The 19,101-nt window shown below is 36.3% G+C and carries 12 protein-coding genes; 1 reads left to right on the top strand and 11 read right to left on the bottom strand.

All coding sequences use genetic code 11. The features are described 5' to 3' along the window. Positions 1–84: 84 nt before the first annotated feature. The 5 genes from HAV12_RS08570 to HAV12_RS08550 form a co-directional block, all read right to left on the bottom strand. Entirely contained in the window at positions 85–2,109 is a 2,025-nt protein-coding gene (locus HAV12_RS08570) for an OmpA family protein (protein ID WP_171569275.1), read from the bottom strand. Between the two features lie 79 nt (positions 2,110–2,188). Beyond that, positions 2,189–3,952: an Ig-like domain-containing protein gene (locus tag HAV12_RS08565; RefSeq protein ID WP_171569274.1), complete on the bottom strand. Its 1,764-nt coding sequence runs from the start codon at positions 3,950–3,952 to the stop codon at positions 2,189–2,191. A 918-nt stretch (positions 3,953–4,870) separates the two neighbouring features. Then, the gene (locus HAV12_RS08560) at positions 4,871–5,851 is read right to left on the bottom strand and encodes a BtrH N-terminal domain-containing protein (RefSeq protein ID WP_171569273.1); all 981 of its coding nucleotides are present in this window, start codon (positions 5,849–5,851) and stop codon (positions 4,871–4,873) included. A 177-nt stretch (positions 5,852–6,028) separates the two neighbouring features. Then, entirely contained in the window at positions 6,029–6,523 is a 495-nt protein-coding gene (locus HAV12_RS08555) for a YfbM family protein (RefSeq protein ID WP_197984778.1), read from the bottom strand. 308 nt (positions 6,524–6,831) lie between these two features. After that, positions 6,832–7,665 carry a M57 family metalloprotease gene (locus tag HAV12_RS08550; RefSeq protein ID WP_171569272.1) on the bottom strand — a complete coding sequence of 278 codons (834 nt, stop codon included), beginning with the start codon at positions 7,663–7,665 and terminating at the stop codon, positions 6,832–6,834. 557 nt (positions 7,666–8,222) lie between these two features. On the opposite strand from HAV12_RS08550, the gene HAV12_RS08545 reads away from it, so the two are divergent. Continuing rightward, positions 8,223–10,937, top strand: coding sequence for a S8 family serine peptidase (locus HAV12_RS08545; protein WP_171569271.1), 2,715 nt, complete (start codon positions 8,223–8,225; stop codon positions 10,935–10,937). 64 nt (positions 10,938–11,001) lie between these two features. On the opposite strand, the gene HAV12_RS08540 is transcribed toward HAV12_RS08545, so the two are convergent. The 6 genes from HAV12_RS08540 to HAV12_RS08515 all read right to left on the bottom strand — a co-directional run bounded on the left by HAV12_RS08540 (position 11,002) and on the right by HAV12_RS08515 (position 19,098). Next, entirely contained in the window at positions 11,002–12,354 is a 1,353-nt protein-coding gene (locus HAV12_RS08540; protein ID WP_171569270.1) for a thioredoxin-like domain-containing protein, read from the bottom strand. Positions 12,355–12,589: 235 nt separating this feature from the next. Continuing rightward, positions 12,590–13,966 (bottom strand): Gfo/Idh/MocA family protein, encoded by a 1,377-nt coding sequence (locus HAV12_RS08535; RefSeq protein WP_171569269.1) that lies wholly within the window; start codon positions 13,964–13,966, stop codon positions 12,590–12,592. Between the two features lie 55 nt (positions 13,967–14,021). Further along, positions 14,022–15,119, bottom strand: a complete 1,098-nt coding sequence (locus tag HAV12_RS08530; protein WP_171569268.1) for an acyltransferase family protein — start codon at positions 15,117–15,119, stop codon at positions 14,022–14,024. 174 nt (positions 15,120–15,293) lie between these two features. Next, positions 15,294–16,166, bottom strand: a complete 873-nt coding sequence (locus HAV12_RS08525; protein ID WP_171569267.1) for a PKD domain-containing protein — start codon at positions 16,164–16,166, stop codon at positions 15,294–15,296. A 28-nt stretch (positions 16,167–16,194) separates the two neighbouring features. Further along, entirely contained in the window at positions 16,195–17,562 is a 1,368-nt protein-coding gene (locus HAV12_RS08520; protein WP_171569266.1) for a DUF4832 domain-containing protein, read from the bottom strand. 60 nt (positions 17,563–17,622) lie between these two features. Then, positions 17,623–19,098 carry a RagB/SusD family nutrient uptake outer membrane protein gene (locus HAV12_RS08515; protein WP_171569265.1) on the bottom strand — a complete coding sequence of 492 codons (1,476 nt, stop codon included), beginning with the start codon at positions 19,096–19,098 and terminating at the stop codon, positions 17,623–17,625. Positions 19,099–19,101 lie beyond the last annotated feature (3 nt).

The following is a 19,101-nucleotide window of genomic DNA, read 5'->3' as shown; positions in this document are numbered from 1 at the left end:
ATAAAACGGGCCGTCCATAAAAACATAATCTTCCATTTATGCTTCCATATAATCTTAGTATATTTTTAATTTCAAATCAGAATTTTATTTTGCGGTAGGAATAATGTCAATTATGACCGTACGGTTGTAAAAACGTTCTTCCGGAAGTTTATTCTCAAAAGCAGACATGCTTTCGTCTTCCCCAAAACCGTGTACTTCGAATTTTACATCTTTTCTTCCTGAATTTGACAATGTCTTTTCTATAATACCCTTCACTTCATTGGCTCTTTCTAAAGATAAATTCAAATTATAAGATTCCTCACCAATAATATCAGTGTGGCCATGAATAATAACAACCGAGTTTTTAGGTATTTTAGGTGTCACAACGTCTGTCAAATATTTCTGATACATGGCGATTGCTTTTGATTTATTAAATTCAAAAATAATACTGTATCTAAGACCTTCTTCTGTTTTAGAAGGTGTCCATAACACCATATGTGAAGTGGTTACTTTTTCTTCAATACCGCCGTTCTTGGTTTTACCAATCATTTTTACTTTATAATCACCCTCAGAACGGGTTCCCATAATGCTTTTCCCCGGAATACTTACTTTTTCTTTATTGTAAGGTCCAAAAACTTTTACTTTTCCATCCGGATCTGTTATTTCTAAAGACCATGACGAATATGCTTGTCCTGCGCCAGTCGCATCAACAGTAATATAGCTGTCAATAGGCGCTTCCTGTAATGTAACAAGTTCTAATGGTTTTAATGGCGCATCCGGACCCACTTGAAATTCCATCAATAATTCAGGTGAATTACTTTCAATAGAAACCCTGTGATCTCCCTCGCGAAGCAGCACCAATTCTTTTGTAGCGCCGGGCTGTTCAGATGGAATAGCAGGTTTTAGCTGACCTTTAGTCATTATTCTTGTGGCGTTTATTTCAAATACACTAACTAAATAGGTTTTGATAGATTCAGCCATCGCTACACCATCATCAGATCCTTTTTCAGAAGAACCAACAAGTGTAACATTGGCAGCTGGATTTTTCACCATTCTGCTTCCAAGAATATTAATTACATTATAATAAACCGTCATTTGGCGTGCAGAACGTCCTGATGCATTTGTACTGGCTGTAATTCCGATCTGATCTTCATTGAAATCTTTTACATCCTCTTTTTTCAATAATTTATAACGACTTGGTATCTTATTGGAATTAAGATCATAAAAAACATAATTTCTTAAAGGAAATACCTCTCGTACGTTGCGTTCTCCGGGAATATTTTCAGGTGCATTTACAGAAAACTGCACTTTAGACGCTGTTGTTGTTACTGCAGGAGTTTCCATTGCACTCCCTTGTCCGAATTTAAGTGCCATACCTACTCTAAGCGTAGTGACACTCCAGGTTTCTGTTGAGCGCGGATGCTGTCCAAAATAAGGTTGGAAATTTACAAAAGGAGACAAAACAAATTGCGTTTTATGATATTGTGAAGATAACGGAATATCAAAACCTGCTCCAATCTGCATCGAAATAAGGACTTCTTTCATCGCATCAAAATCACCTCTTACAGCAGGCATTGTCTCTTGTTCCGGATAAGCCGGATTTGCTCCTAAGGAATATTTAAATGATTTATCCAGATTGAAAGCCAGACGCGGCCCTCCATACAAATAAAAATTAGATTTAAATGGCGCAAAACGAATACTTGGCTCTACCGTAATATAACTTAATTTTACAGATAAGTCTGCGGGGCAGTTACATGCCGTCATTTTTTGATCAAAAGAACCTTTTCTACTGTCATATCCTGCCTGAAACATAAACCCCAATCTTGTATCAGGTTTATGAAATTCAACAAGCGGTGCCAAATAAAGTCCTGCACCTTCTCCATTATGAAAAGTAACGGGAGGAGTCAGATTAGAATTAAGCTGATGTGTCGAACCACGGTAAAAATTATAATTGGTAGCACCTGCCACACCAAAGAACCAGGTAGGTTTTGTGTAAAAGACTTCCTGTGCCCGAAGCGTTGTTTGTGCACTTAAGCAGAACAAAGTAAAAATTAAAAATTTGTTTAGCAGCGTTTTATCTGAAATTTTACTTATGCCCATATCTGTTTTAAAACTAATGTTAGTTTTCATTTACGTGTATTTAGTTATTGTTTTTATTGAGAAAAAAAATCCCGTCCGAAGACGGGATATACTATTTAGTAAATGCTATTTATGGGACATTAACGGTTGTATTGACCATTGTTACAGATGCGACTAAAGATATCGCTCTTCCGTTCAGCACTGTTTGATTTGCATTTCCTGCAGTAGAAAAAGTAACACCCGATTTAGCAATTATAGTTCCAACCATAGTTCCGCCTCCGGCACTGTTGATCGTTGCAGCACTTCCTACATACCAAAAAACGTTTTCAGGTAGTCCGCCGTTTATCATTATGACACTTTTGGCGCCTGTAGGTCCTGCAATTCCAACTGTTAGTCCTGAAGCAGTTTGAAAAATCCAGGTCGCATTTGGGTCACCCTGCGCATCAAGCGTCAGGTCACCATTGCTGATTTTGAAAGTACCACTTGCTGATTTGTAAACACCAGGAGCTAATGTCAACCCACCTAATTCTCCGGCATTCGGATCTGAACCACCTGGTTTTGCTGCTGGCGAAATACTCAAATACGCTGCATTTGCATCTAACAATCCTTTTTGTGCAATTGCTAATGAAGTGGCTGTTCCCGGAGCTGGCGGTGCAGTAAATATATCACCGGTAACATTTCCTTTATTTAGAGGAGTCTCGGTATAAACAATAAGACCATCATGAAATCCTGTAACCAGGGTTGAGGCTGCAGTTGTACCTAAACTTCCATTGTTAATTACTGTATTTAAACCTTGGTTGGTAATTCCGGCGTTTCCACCGAATGCTCCGAACATAGCGGCAGTACCCAGATTTACGATTATTGGCGCAGGAGCTACCAGCATAGTGGTAAAATTCCAAACATAATCATTAGCTAATGGAGTTCCCGACGCGCTTTTTGCACCATTTGTAATTGTGGCTGTATAAACTTTTCCCAATACCAGCGAGGTTGTTGGTTTAAACGATGCCGTACTGCCAGAGTAAGAAACCGTACCCGGAACTGTTGTTGTACCTTGTTTCAGTGTAAAAGTGGTTCCAGTAATTGTAGCAGCATCCATGATAGCACTAAAATCAGCAGTTACCGTTTGATTTAAGGCAACATCAATAGCATTATTCATAGGATCTGTCGAAGTCACTGTAGGTATCCTATCTGTCGTAAAACTCCAGGTATAATCTGCTGCCATTGCGGTATCCAGCGTATTTTTTGCACCAGTAGTTATTGTTACAGTATATATTTTATTAGTTAATAAAGGACTCGCAGGAACAAAAGATACTGTTGACCCTGTGTAAGAAATAGTTCCCGTTACAGTAGTAACTCCCTGCATTACTTTAAAAGTAGTACTATTTAATGTAGCCGCATTCATAGCCATATTAAATGTTGCCGAAATGGTTTGATTTAGCGGTACTGCAATAGCATTATTGATCGGATTTACAGTAGTAACTACCGGCCTTAAAATTGCGCCCGTTGAAAATACCCATACATATTCAAGCTGCAAAAAATTACCATTTACGTCTTTTGCCTTTGTTGTAATTTTTGCCGTATATGTTGTATTCTCTGCCAGCAAAGCTTGCGGAGTGAAAGAGGCTGTTTTTCCTGAATATGTAATTGTTCCTGCAATAGGAGCCGTTCCGGTCACAATAAACGAAGTCGAAGTAATGGAACTCGGATCCATTTCTTCGTTGAATGTTGCGGTAATGACCTGTCCCAATGGAACATTTAGTGCATTACTCAAAGGGGTTGTCGATTCAATAACAGGACATACTCCAACCACTTCTTCGAAATCATCATTTTCGCATCCAGTAACTAGTGCGATACATATTACTGCAAAGGTTAAGAGTAAATTTTTAATTTTCATTTTATTTTATTTTGTTTAATGTTTAAATTATTTGACGGGGTAAAGGTGATGTTGAATGGTACTTAAATTTTACACAATTCTCTTTAACATTTACATTATTAACATTACTTGTTTTTTAAGGAATACCTCACAAATATTTCATTCACATTTAGTGTAGTAACCCTTCGTATCTATTAATTGGAATACTTGCAGCGTAATTGTTAAAACATCACAAATTGCTTACTTATCGAAACAATAAATTTATCCTAATAAAAAAAATTGCTTTTGGGAGTAAAAATTTCTTGCATTTATATCACTCATCAGAACCTAAACAGATTCGTAATAGATTGCGAATTAAGACCATTACGTTTAATTTCTAAAACCAGAAGTAGCAACCGGGTAACCTTAAGGATAACTTGTAATTAAAGTTTTTTTTGATAAAGGATAAAAATTAAGGAGCTAATTGTTTTCAAAATATCCAAAGAGTATGAAGATACTGCCTAATTATTGGGATGCGAAAAGAAAAACTTTCACAAAGTGTATTTTGACAGGTTTTGCGAGATTTTACAATTCCAATTTTAACCGCAAAGTACGCAGGGGGAAAAGCGCAAGGTTCGCAAAGTTTATTATTCTTATGTTTTTTTTCGTCACTTCCGTTTTATGGACTATCAGCGTTTATTGTTGTGTGAAATTTAATTTTCGTTTTCACACAACAGGAAATAAAAAATCGATAAAACAAAAAATTAGTGACAGATCATATCTTATTCACATTACTCTTTTATCCTGATATTACAAAACCATACACTGTTTCCATGATCCTGTAACGCTATTTTTCCTTTTTACTGATGCAAAGCTGTTGTTGACTTGATTTAGATTGCGGGTGCGAAGTCAGGAGACATTCATAGCTTTCAATAAGAACTCTTAGGAGAGCGGGTTCGGCTATATTGTCGCCAATATTTCCATTGTTTCCTTTTCTTTTACTGATATTGTTTTTAATATTTCTGATGCTTGCTGAATATATTTAAAATCTTTTGTTTCGCTTACTTTTTCAAATAGTTGAGAAACCGAAGTCCAAAGCGCTGCGATTTCTACAAATGCTTCATGTCCCGTTTTTAGTTTGTCAAGTTGTAGTAAGTCGTAACTTTCTTTTAAAAAATCCCGGTACAAATTTCTGAATAATGCTCCGCCTGTTCCTGCTTTTTCCATAAGCATTGCACTTGTTTTGAACTCATTTTCTATGTCTTTACTTGCTTTAAACCATTTAATTATTTCAGCACTTGTTTTAAAAATTCCTTTGTAACCAATATTTGTAATTGGTGGATTTATATGTTCAGTTGCGTTATTTCTAATGGCTGTTATTGTTGCCGTTTTTAAATCAAAAATTTTATTTGTTTTACACAACGTGTAATACAAATTTTTAGATGACATTGGCCCTTTTTCCGCTCTTGCTAATGCTAAACTTTTCAAGGTTGTTTTCACTTGTCCGCCTTGTTGCTTTGTATCTACTAAAAATGCGTTTTCGTTGTCATAACCATAAAGTGCAGTATAATGACCTGCAAAATGAAATGGTTTCGAAAAATATTGTAAATGAAAACAGTCCAATTTTAAGCCAACAGCTTTTCCATTGTCAATTAGTTCTTTTACGTTTTCCCAAGCCTTTTGGGTTGATGCCGTTTCCTTTACAGTCAGTTTAAGATTTAGATTTCTTGCAATATTTTCAGTTAATAAATCTGGTTTTACCCGTCCGCCAATGAAAGGAAAATTCATTGATTTCATATTCCAAAAAATAAACCCAAGTCCTTCACCTAAACCAAAAAGCATGGGCTCCGAAAGTTCAATTCCAATTTGCTGCAACAAAGTTCCTGTTGCTGTCGTTTCGCAATGTTGTCCGTCAAAAGGTTTTAAATTTTCTAGTTTCATTTTCTTTTGTGATGTTTTTTTAGCTGACGGTTAACGTTTCGGCGCTTTGCGTTCGGGCGGGAAATTGAAGCACAAAAGCCGATATTATTACTAAAGTTCAATTGAAAAAACTGCCGTTGAATTTTGCACTTCAGCCAGCCTGACACAAAACCTTATTAGTAGTAATTTTTCTGTTGGTTAGTTTAGAAATGTAATTATTGCTTCTCCGTTTTTTGCTGCGTCTGCAAAAACATTTTGTAAAGTCGAAAATCCGTCTGCAACATAATCAAATGCATTATCGCCTTCGTCCCAAATTGTTGGATAAACTTCCAATTCATTCATTTTTTCAGGATTGAATTTTTGTTTTAGGTCAGCAATTGTAATTGTTGAAATTTCATTATTTAATTCAGCAACTTGTTCTGATGTCAAATAATGAGCTGGTCCATAACCTAAATCTTGTTCTTCGTCAATAAGTTGTCCACTGAATAAAACTCTTACAAGATTATGTTCCGCCGTAACTAAACTTTGTCCAGTAAGTAAAAAGATAATTCCGTCCCACGATTTGTCAATATCTACTAAATTTTCGTTTTCCGTTTCGTCATCATAGATTTTGTCTTCCAATAATGAACTATCTTTTAAATAATCTTCAAGTTCAGAATTTGTTACTCGAAGCAAATTTCCTATCATACTCATAAGTCAACTATTTTTTTATTTAATTTTTTTTCAATTTCTTTCTGTTAGTGCTTTTTTTGTAAGGTTGCCACTAACTTGTATATATGTATAAAAAAATCATACCTTATTTAAATCAAATATATTGATAATTCCTTATAACTTATCGAAAGGACTTTTAATTAAGGAAAAAGCGCAAAGTTCGCAAAGTTTATTATTTAGGCTTTTCGGTTCAACCAGACACCAGGACGGGATTATTCAATAAAAGAGAGGCTGCTTCATAAATATGAAACAGCCTCTTATATTTTGTAAAGAGAACTTTAATTCAACTTCTAGTATAAATAATTCAGTGCGGTAACGTCATTACCATTGAAAGCCCCAGTCTCACTTGAACTGAAACATGCTCTCATATAAGATGTTGAATCATATCCTGTAGGTGTTCCCGGAATATGAATTGCTCCAACACCAGCTGTTCCTTCGTTTGAATTTTGTCCACAACTTTGACGGCTGAACCAGTCTGTATGACGTAAACCGATACAGTGGCCTATTTCGTGTGCCGCTACGTGTGCATTTACATTTGTTGAATAACTTTCTAATCCGGAATATAAGGTAACTGAATTATAAGGTGCTCCTCCTGAAGGGAAACCTGCTACTCCACCGGCAGATCCGGTCTGTCTTCTTACAACGATGTTTGCACCTGAAGTACTTGAACTAAAGGTAAGCGTAAAGTTAATAGACAAGCCTAAATTATTGTATCTGTTTATTGCCGCTTGCAATCCTGAACGCATCTTTGTAGTCAGAGCTGTTGTACCAGTCCCTGATAATCCAACAACTTTAATCGTTCTTGGAGCAGATACTAAATTAGTAGTGCGGTATTGTTCTGTAGTGATACCTCCGTGAAGATCCATTTTGTTTAATTGATCTTTTGTGATGATAATATCTCCCTCTACTAAAAAGGCATCTTCAATGGTACCATCTAATTTTGTGTGTTTAACCACCTGAACATCTGTATTATTTAGTGAAAGTGCACTAATTTTACTTAACACTTCTGGTGTTACTTTAAGAGATTCCTGATTGGATTGGGCTGTAGTTTCCTCTTCTTTGTTACAGGAGAACAGCGTTAGCGCTATAAAAGACAAGGCTAAAATTGATTTAATTTTTTTCATAAATAGGTTTTTGTGGGTTGTTAAATAAGTTGAATAAAAGGGGTCTTTACAAAATATTGTAATATTTGTTATCAAATTTATATAATTTTTAATCTTAAAATACTTATAAAATATTAATTTAACAAAATTAACGTTTTTTGTTATATTTTTTTATACTGTTTTTTTAATAATACTTATCTGATTATTACGGCAAGCCCAGTAAAATCAATAAGTGAATACAAATCAGCTTATTAAGCTGTTTTAAAATTTTATTTTTTTAGCGGATGTTAAAAAATGATTTTACCATTTTGTATCACATTCAAATATAAAAAGAATATAAAAGAAGAATAATACTCCTACAGATTTTGAAGTGGCGGCCTGAAACAAAAAGACATAAAATTTTTACAAAAAATTTTATAACTTTGATTTATTTACAGCGGATAATTATTTAAAAAAGAAATCATTACCCATAAATATCCTCTTTGCTTTATGTAAATCAAGAAGTGATAAAAAGCTGCAATAGTCATTTTTTGCCCGATTGATAAAAATGTTTATAATTGTCCTAACCTCTACCGTAAATGAAGACATCCATTACTTTTCTCCTTTTTATGATCACCACAATCGGTCTCTCCCAAAGTTCTGAAAAATGGAAGCAGTACCTAAAAAAAGAAAACGACAGAAAATTTGAGAAATACTATTTTACGTCTTTAGAAAATGCATATCACCACAAATACAAGGTCGTAAAAAAACTGGACAGTACTTTTTGTATTATTCTAAATGAAAACTTACCATCTCATAAGCCTTTAGAAAAAATGCTCCCGGTGAATAATTTATGGAAATTGCCCTCCAATTTTTCAAATCATAAGGAAGACAAGCAGTATATAGTAGCAACTGATACTATGCAAGCACTACTTACTGACCTGAAATCAATGAACGTTTCTGATATCAAAATACTGGATAACCATCTGGTAAGTATAAAAAGTAATTCTAAAAAAATTATAGATGCCATTATAGCTTTGAACAGTGTGTCTTCTATTTCGCAGGAATCGCTGCAGCCAATAGGTGAATCTAAAATAACCGATCAAAATTTCACTATCAATTCTATCAATAAAGCCTATAGCCATTTCCCTCTTTTAACAGGCGAAAATCAAATTCTATCGATCAAAGATGATTTTTTTGATGTAAATGATATTGATTTATTAAATAAGCACATTCCCTCCACAACAGAATCCGCTGTTGTATCCAGCCATGCAACGGCTATGGCAACTATCGTTTCCGGATTAGGAAATAGTTCTGCATTAGGAAAAGGAGTCGCTCCAAAGGCTAAGGTACAATCATCTGACTTTTTGAATATCTATCCTGATGAAGTGGCAACTTTACAAGGTGCTGTCACTCAAAATCATTCCTACGGTACAGTGATTGAGAATTTTTATGGTTCACTCGCTAATGCTTATGACGCTCAATTATTCTTAAATACAGACTTGACGCATTGTTTTTCCTCTGGTAATAGTGGCCTTCAGGGTTATCAATCTCTTACGGGTAATTTCAAACAATCCAAAAATAGTATTGTAGTGGGTTGTATTGACCAAAACGAAGTAATTATGCCTTTTTCTTCAAAAGGCCCGGCCTATGACGGCCGGATAAAACCAGAGTTAGTAGCCTTTAGCACACAAGGAACTTCAAATTCTACAGCAATAGCTACAGGAATTATTACGCTAATGAAACAACATTATCAAACGATATACAATACCTCTTTGACGAATGCCCTGACAAAGGCAATTTTAATTAACAGTGCCAAAGATTTAGGGAACCCGGGACCGGATTTCACCTATGGTTACGGTAACATTAATGCTGATAAAAGTTTGAAAACGATCAGCGAAAACAGCATTATAGTTGGCAATTTGACCTCTGGTGAGACCAATTCACATACTATTACACTTCCCGTAAATGCGAAAAACTTAAAAATCACAGTAGTATGGAACGATTTGCCCGCTGCCATCAACAGTAATATAAGTTTGGTCAACGATTTGGATCTGGAAGTTATTTCGGCTGACAATACCTCTTTTTTGCCCTGGATTCTTAATCCTGATGCTCCCCAGCAGCCAGCTGTAAGAGGAAAAGATAAAATAAATACTATAGAGCAGGTGACTATTGAAAACCCCGCATCCGGATCTTATACTATCAACGTTACCGGTTTCTACGTCTCGAATACGTCTCAGGAATACAGCATCGCTTACGAATATGAATTGGAAAATCGATTTGAATGGAATTATCCTGTGAATAGTGATAATTTCCCCTATGATGGTAAGACGATTTCCCCTTTCAAATGGAATTCTTCCTTTTCCAGTATCCCCGGAGAATTGTCTATTAGTTACGATAATGGGCAAAGCTGGGAAATAATCGAAAATGGTATCAATCTGGGTAGTGAACAATTTACGTATACACCTGCCACACAAAAATTTTCAAAAGCACAATTAAAAATGACCATTGGTAATGCCGATTATATCTCTGATACCTTTACGATTTCTTATGACTTAAATATCAGCACCAGCTTAGTCTGTGATGGCACAACAGAAATTAATTGGGACAAACCTGCCGATGTTGCTTCCTTCAATATTTATCAGCTGACAGGAGATCAATTAGAATTTAAAGAACAGACCTCAAACACTACTTATGCCTATACCGACGGAAAAATTCACACTGTTATACCTGTATTTGATAATAGCGAAGGAATCAAAAGCGAATCCACATTACAGTATGCCCAAAACTCCAATTGTTATTTTGAGTTGACTTTGGCTGAAGTTTATGAGGAAAACAAAGTAAAGATTGATGCGAGTCTTTTCAGCTTGTACAACATCAAAAAAATTGAGTTGGTAAAAATAAGCAATACTACCGAAGCTGTTATTGGTACTATAACGGATATCCATTCAAAAACATTTTCTTTTATAGATGCTGCGCCCACAAAAGGCAGCAATAAATATAAAATAAACATCATTTTAGAAAACAATACTGTAATAAGTTCTCTGCTTCTGGATACAAATTATTTAGGCAATGATTTGTTTTTTGTCCACCCGACACTATTAGGCAAAAATGAAGAATTAAATATTGAAGCCAAAAAAGAGGAAAACGCTATTTTTTATTTGTACTCCATTAGCGGACAAAATACGATTACTTCCCCTCTACTTTCTAAAACGAGTAACATCAAGCTGAAAAACACTGCCTCAGGAATTTATATTTATAAAATAATTACAAGCTCTGGAGAAATTCAAACAGGGAAAATTGCTGTTTTTTGACCTAATGTTAAAAGATATATTTTTTTTAGGACGATTGTAGCAACAAACAATTCCTTAACAAGACTTATTTTAAGAGATTGTCTATTTTATTAAACTCTTTCTGGCCACCCCTTAATAAAATTTTCCCTTCTGAATCCACTAAAATAAATGTTGGATACCTCTGCATGGACAGATCGGTATAAATTCTATTGTTCTTCCTGTCGTCAACAAAGCCATGTGTCCAGTTCATTTTATTTTTCTTTGCATATTGTTTCACCACATTTTTATCCTGATCGTTGGCGATACTAATGATCCCTAATGTTGACGGATATTTATTGTGCAGCGCCACTAATTTTGGTGTCATTTCCAGGCAAGGCCCACACCAGGTGCCCCAAAAATCAATTAGGGTATACTTCTTTTCTTTAATGACGACATCGGTACTAAAATTTCCATTCTCCAAATCTTCAATGATCCTGTTTTCAAAATAGTTCCCGACCCATTGACCGTATTTTTCTTCTTTGCTTTTTATTTTTCTAAGATATAATTTAGATATCTTTCTATTGATGCTGTCTATTTTGTAATAACCGTCACCAAGCGCAATGGTATCTTCTGTGAAGTGCATGAATTGTGCATTAAAAATTTCATCTTTTCTGAAGGAAATGTTTTTTGGCTTAATGTAGATCGCGCCAAATGTATTATCAAGTGCCTGATACGAAAAATCGTAAACAGTATTGTTTAAAATCTGTTCACCCAGCCAATAATCCTTAAACCTAAAACTGGAAAGGTATTTTGCTTCTTTATCTGTAACTATTATTTTTCGGTCATAGATATTCGCACATGGGAATAAAGTAGTTTTTCTTTTATAAGTGTGAATAGTGCCTTTAGAATAGGTTTCATAAGAGTAGTCGCTTTTGGGCAATTTATTAATAATTGCTAAGTTCTCTTCAATCGTTTTATTTCTGAAATTGATATCGAATTCATATTTAATATCATCACTAAAATCCTGATTCCTGTTGAAATCCCCAATAATAAATTGTTTATCTTTATAAAACCCGACAATGGAAATTACGCCCTGTTTTAGCGGTTTTTTCGAGAATCTCAAAGTATCGATATGTATTTTGTTTACTAATTCCAGAAATTCCTTTTTATCATATTGCTTAACTTTATATAAATCGTAGAAAAATTGGAGTGTTTCCTGAAAATTACCATAATATTGTATGGAATCATGCGCGGGAACCCCAATATAATTTTTTATTACTTTTTCTTTAAAAATAGGCGTTCTGTCTAATGAAATCAGTTCGGTACTTACATACGAAAAATTGAGATTTAAGGTATCGTTAGTGACCTGTTTCATATCAATTACAAAGTTGGTGTCCGGTTCATACTGATAGCCAAACAATAAAAACAAACCAGATAATAGAACGATTTTCTTTAGCATTTAATACGATTTTAAAAGGTTAAAATTAAATTCAGGCAGATAATTCTAAAAATTACAATACTATTTGCCTCTGCGTAGTATTGTAAATAACCCGTAAATTTAGATTTAAATGAAGTGCTAAAGTATTAAAAATACATTTATTTTAGCATGATACCTAAAAAGCTTCTGTTACCAACAGAAGCTTTAAAATCTAACTACAAAATAAAAACCAAATTATTTCGATTAACACGTTTTCTTATTTTGAAAACTCAACCGTATTCAATTTTTGCCAGCCTCCACGAGTGAAGTCCGGAATTTCAACCGGAGCTGAATTATGGTCCAGCGAGATTTCGGTCAATGGGCTCAGACAAGACCATTCGGCCAGATCGTACACATCCATATCTAACGGAAGTCCCTGCTGCAGACAGTGAAACATACGGTAATCCATTATAAAATCCATTCCGCCGTGGCCTCCTACTTTTTTGGCCATTTCTTCGATATCTTTTACGATCGGGTTTTTGTATTTTTCCATTAATATTTTTTTGACATCTTCCGATACAAATTCTTCTGCATTCAGGTTTTGGTAATTTTTAGAAATCTCCCCTCCTGCTTCCTTTGCATCGATGGCATAGCCTTCAACCGGATATTTATTGGCGAATCCTTTCGTTCCCGATAACTGATACATTCTGCTGTATGGTCTCGGACTGGTCACGTCATGCTGAATCTGGATTGTTTTTCCTTTTTCGGTACGAATCATGGTCATGGTATGATCTCCGTTTCTGAAATCGGTGACTACTTCACCGGTTTTTTCTTTGATGAACGCAGGATTTCCCACTGCTTTCGTATCCATCGAAACCAGAAAATTCATTTTGTCTCCTCTGTGAATATTTAAGGCCAGACAAGCCGGTCCCATACCGTGTGTAGGATATACATCGCCTCTGTGTTTACGGTTGTAATCCATACGCCAGTTGTTCCAGTAATTCCCCCAATACGGCTGAAGTCCATGAATGTATGAACCTTCGGCATGAAGAATTTCTCCAAACAAGCCTTGCTGTGCCATATTTAATGTGGTCAGTTCAAAGAAGTCATAGACACAATTTTCCAGCATCATACAGTGTTTACGGGTTTTTTCTGAAGTATCGATGATGTCCCATATCTCTTTCATGGTTAAAGCGCCCGGTACTTCTACCGCTACATGTTTGCCGTCTTTCATGGCCTGAACGGCAATGCCGGCATGATGTTTCCAGTCAGTTACAATATAGACCAGATCCACATTTTTAAGTGCGGTTACTTTTTTCCATGAATCTTCTCCGAAAAACACTTCTGCTTTTGGCTTTCCGTGTTTTACCAAAGTGTCGTTGGCTGCATTTGCTCTTTCTTCGACCATATCGCAAAGTGCTACAATTTCTACTCCGGGAATATGGGTAATACGCTCAACTGCACCTGTACCACGCATTCCTAAACCAACAATAGCTACGTGAACAACAGGAATTGCCGGCGTAGCCAAACGCAACACATCGGTCTGGCCTTTGTCTCTTTTGGGTGCTTTTGTTTTTATGAGTTGTGCAGATACATTGCCAATTTTCAATAGTAAAAAGGCTATCAATAAAATTTTTAAACTTGAACTTTTCATTTTTTTTGTTTTTTGATACTATATTGAGGTGAGTTACTCGTTATTATTTGTTTGCTTATACTTTTATGTAGGTCTTGTTTTTATGCATGTACCAAAGTATGAAATAAAGGATTCCAAAACCTGCCAAATCACAAAATGCATCATAATAAGCTCCTGTAAATTGTTCGAAGCCATAAAAAACCTGTTTGGCTATTACAGAAAAATTTAAAACATGGGAACCCACATAAGCCGCAATTGCATTAAGGCCAATAACCCGAAACGGATACGCCCACTTTGTGTAGCCTTTTACATCGACAAACCAGTAGAATAAAGCCAGCAAAACAAAACTTATTCCTGAGGAAAATATAACAAAGGAACTCGTCCATATTTTTTTAATAATGGGATGCCATAGACCTATAAGTAGGGATACTGCGATTCCCGTGATTCCGATAATCAAAAGATATCCGGCTATTTTTTGTCTTGATAAAGAAGACAAAAGCAATTCGCCTGCAAATAATCCGGACATGGTGGTAGCTGTAAATCCCAGGCCGGTTAATAGCCATGAATATTGGGTCTGATCGTAAAAACGACCGAAAACCTGCTGATCAATATAAATAGGAAGATTTTTATTAGGTAATAATTCAAAAGAGTGTCCGAAGAAACTGGGAGCAGATAATAGTGCTGCGTATAAAACCAGGCATGTAATGAAGAAGATATACCTTCCGTTTTTGGATAAATTCAGATATGCAATACACGAAAATAAATACCCTACCGCAATGGCCTGAAGTGTATTACTGAATATTTGAAATTTTGAAATGTCCAGAAACAATAAATTCCCCTGCACAATCCATCCCAAAATAAACAGAATTACAAAGCGCCTTAAAATATGGGTATATAATTTGAAATCTGATCCGGATTCCGTGCTTCTCTTTCCTAATGAAAACGGAATTACTACACCAACCACAAAAAGAAACAACGGCATAATAACATCATATAAATGAAAACCAATCCATTCCGGATGCTCAAACTGGTCTGCCAGGTTCTTTGTGAAATTAGTTTTGGCCGCTGTATTTAGGTTGTAAAAAAAACGGTCTGCCACGATGATCATTAAAAGATCAAATCCACGCAGCACATCTACAGACATCAGTCGGTTATGGGGTATGGTTGTATTCATGCTATATCTTAATTGCTGTATAAATGGCTTTTTATAAAGCAATCCCCAATAGCAAAACATCAGGGATTACTTTTAAAATTATTTTACTCGATAGCATATGCCATTAGATTCAAAAATTAAATCTTCAAAAAACCCTTCTTCTAATGGCACATTTGACCGGCTATCGATGACAAACTAAAGTTCTAATGTTGAAAATTTAGGTGCTTCAGGAAAGTAAGCAACATCAGCCCATGCCCCATTTAATTCGTTAATTCCAATCCCTATAGAACCCGTTAAAGTCCCGAATTGAGTTTTTGAAATACTAAATTCAATAGCATTTGTCGTATCATTAAGACTGACTATTGGTGATGCACTTAAACTGGCACCGGAACCGGCAATAGCAGCCCAACCCCAACCTCCATTTGGATCAGTGTGATTATAAAATTGGCCCCATCCGTTGCTGACAATTGGCCCTTCAAATAAAAATTCTGCTCCTGAACTCTCTGACCACGTGCCGTGTAAAAATCCGGTTTTTGAATTACCATCCGTATTAATATACAATCTTGCTAGTTCCATCAGCATTTTTTTGTTTCCTTCTAAATACACATTCACATTTGGACCACCGGCCCAGATTTTAATTTTCTGGATAGAACCGTTTCCGGAGGTATTCTGATCTGTTACGGCAACATCATCCCAGTCTGTAAATTTCCCGTCGATCTTAATGTCGATGATTATAATTCTAGGTGCGGTGATGACTTTTGTAATAAAGGATTCTTCTCCGGCTTCGTTTTTAACGGTCAGTGAAACCCTGATTTCACCTCCAATTTTATAGGTATAAACAGGATCTTTTTCTGCTGATGTATAATAAAGATCCCCAAAATCCCATCTGTATTTGGTACCGTTTGTAGAAAGATTGGTAAAGGTAAAGGTGCTTCCGTCATTGGTAAATGAAAAATCTGCTACCGGTTTTGATGCCGAATCAGATGATGCATTATCACTGGAGCAGGCTGCCAGTAGTAACAATGCAGCGAGCATTGTAAGGTATTGGGTTAGTTTTATTTTTTTCATGGTTTTTTAATTTAAATATTTTTAATAACTATTTAATGATAACCGTTTGTGATAATTTATTGAAACCCGTTGTAGCTTCCCATACTCCTGTGTTGGCAAGGCGAACCGAATAATCCGGTCTGTCTGCCAGTTTTGATGAATTGTCTTCGATCTTTAAAAGCAGTTCGTAAGTTCCGGCCGGAATTCCGGATAAGGTTACCGATTCTTTCAGGTCGTAGGTCACTTTCGGCACCACTTTTCGAACATCAAAGTTTAATTTTTTCTTATAAACACTACCGCCGGAAGTAGCTCTCAGGATTAAGAATGTATTTTTTGAATTGTAAATTGGCGCAAAACCTGAATTGTTAAGCAGTGCGTTAAACTCTAAAGTGCCGTTTAAGGCCGCTTCTTTTTTGATGCTCGATGACGCCAGGGCAAGTCTGTAACCCAGCTTTCTTTCGAAATCGGTAAAACAGTTGTTATTTCTCCATTCCTGTAGAACGGGACCGTAATAATCCAGATTTAAGTAAGTCCATTTTAACATGGTCATTTCTTTCTCGGCAATACTGCAGCTCGCTACCGGAACATCTGTTGGCGGACAGGTTTCGCCTCCAGTTGGGACAAAAAGGGCTTCATTACTGATATAGGTTTTCTCTGCCGTAACATTAATATATGTACCATAATCGTCTACACTCGCCATAAAGCAATCGTTATGAAAACCCAAACGCGCTGTATTTGTCGTTCCGTATCCTACCGTTGCATCCATAGCCGTTGTAGTGGCCACGAAGTCCTGTTTGATTTTTGGAGTCCTGACCTGGATTTTTACTTCTTTTGGAAAAGTCTCCAAAAGTTTATCGAGGATTATTTTTTTATTCGCCGGCGTAGTCAATTGGTTCGTGGTGTAATACCATTCTCCCCAGGCTCCAACAAAACCAGCCTGAACAAAAGCAATCACATCTTTATTCTCTTCCAGAATTGGTTTTAACTGATCTAAATGTCCTGAAATAACGGCAACCGAAGCATCTGTACCATCCTGCGCATCTGTATAAGCAAAACGCAGTACACATTTTAAACCCGATTCCCTCAAACGGGTAAAATCGGTTTTGATAAGATCTAATTGTGCCTGGCTTAAAGGAGTGGTTTTAAATTTCTCCAGATAATACAAACGCAGAATAAGGCTTACATTTTCTTTTTTAAGATTGTTTAAAGATGCCGCTGTGATTGCTGCACCTTCAGAATTTACCTGCCAGGTATGCATAAAACCACGTTCCGGATTTGTAAACACTTCATTAGAAACTGCATAAGTAACTTTTTCAGGTCCGCTTACGGCTTGTTCTTCAGTATTGCCGCCCCCATCACTCTGACAGCCCGAGGCAATATTTAAGAAAAGAGCAATTACGATTAGTAAATGTTTCATTTTTTATAGAATTAAATTATCTGATTATTTATTTTATTCACCAAGGGTGATGACCGTCTTTTAATTTATATAACCCGTGTTTTGAATGAATTTACCTTTACCTTCACTTATTCGGGCTAATGAAAAAGGGAATAAAGCTTTGTAAGGTTCACTCTGGCTTGCTGCTCCGTTTAAGTCTTTAGCATGCTCTGTAAATTTCCCGTGTCTGATTAAATCGGAACGATATTGTCCGTTTTCACACCAGTATTCATGGGATCTTTCCAGCAGAATCATATCGTTAAACTTGTTGAGCGTTGCGTAATTTACTAACTGTAATTCGCTGATCTTCGCTCTTTTTCTGACCACATTTACTAAATCTATAGCTTCCTGTGTTGGGGTTCCGGTTTTATTTACCAATGCTTCTGCTTTTGATAATAGTACGTCCGGGTAACGATATACGATAATATCTACTGTTGTAAGTGCTGTTGTTCTGGCTGCATCCGGATCAATTTTTAACGGAATTGGTCCTAACTGCATATAATTGGCAGGATTTGCCCTGTTGTACGTAACACCATCTGTACCTGTATATTCGGCAATAAGTGCGTTTTTTCGAATATCTGTTGCTTCAAAAGAATCGTAAAATTTCCAGGAACTCTGAATGGTACCGTAACCTCCTGTTCCTGGGAAATTAGCCGGCAAACACATCAACTGCCATTGGTTTTCGCTGGTTCCTGCATAATCTGCCGGAACTGCCCAGATTACTTCCCTGCTTTCTACCGGTGCTTTCACATCCCATAGGCCAACATAATCGTCTTCTAATCCGTAGTAATTCATGCCGATAATGGCATTGGTTTGTGCTTCTACCTCAGCCCATCTTTTTTCGTGCAGGTACAATCTAACCAAAACCATTCTTGCCATTCCGCTGCTTAATCTTCCGTAGGGCGTTTCGGCAGGGGATTTTAAATTTTCAGCGGCGGCTTTTAAATCATTTTCAATAAAACTTACCATTTCGGCATTGGACAGTCTTGCCAAAGGTTCTTCTTTCAATGGGTTTTTAAGTACTTCAAGCGGCGCTACTACAAGCGGTCCGTACAGATCAAAAAGTTCATAAGCTAATAATCCTCTTGCACATCTGATTTCGGCAATGGCCTGTTTTTTAATCAACTCGTTTACCTTTGAGTTCTCGATTCTGTCAATGCTCAGTGTCATACTGCTGATCTTGTTGTAGAACACATCATAAAATCGCGTAAAAGCTGTAGAACTGGCTTTGTAACTGTGCAAAGAAGCTTCCTGCTGTACACCGTAAGGTCCCTGAAGGATTTCGGTTGTGGCATCCAGTATAAACATGAGTCCGTTTTCTGAAGTCGAATGAATTCCGTTTCCGTAGGATCCTCTGAGCGGATAATAGGCTGAAGCTACTATAGCCTGGATATCTGCTTCTGAACTGGGAAAAATACTCGGGTTAATCTCATCGTAATTAACAGACTCTATATCTTCGCTACATCCTGAGAAAACCAGTAATAGTAAAACTATTGTATAATTTTTTAAATTTTTCATCTC

This window comes from Flavobacterium sp. CLA17 (assembly GCF_013112255.2).
Lineage (GTDB): Bacteria > Bacteroidota > Bacteroidia > Flavobacteriales > Flavobacteriaceae > Flavobacterium > Flavobacterium circumlabens.
This window is presented reverse-complemented; position numbering and strand designations above follow the sequence as displayed.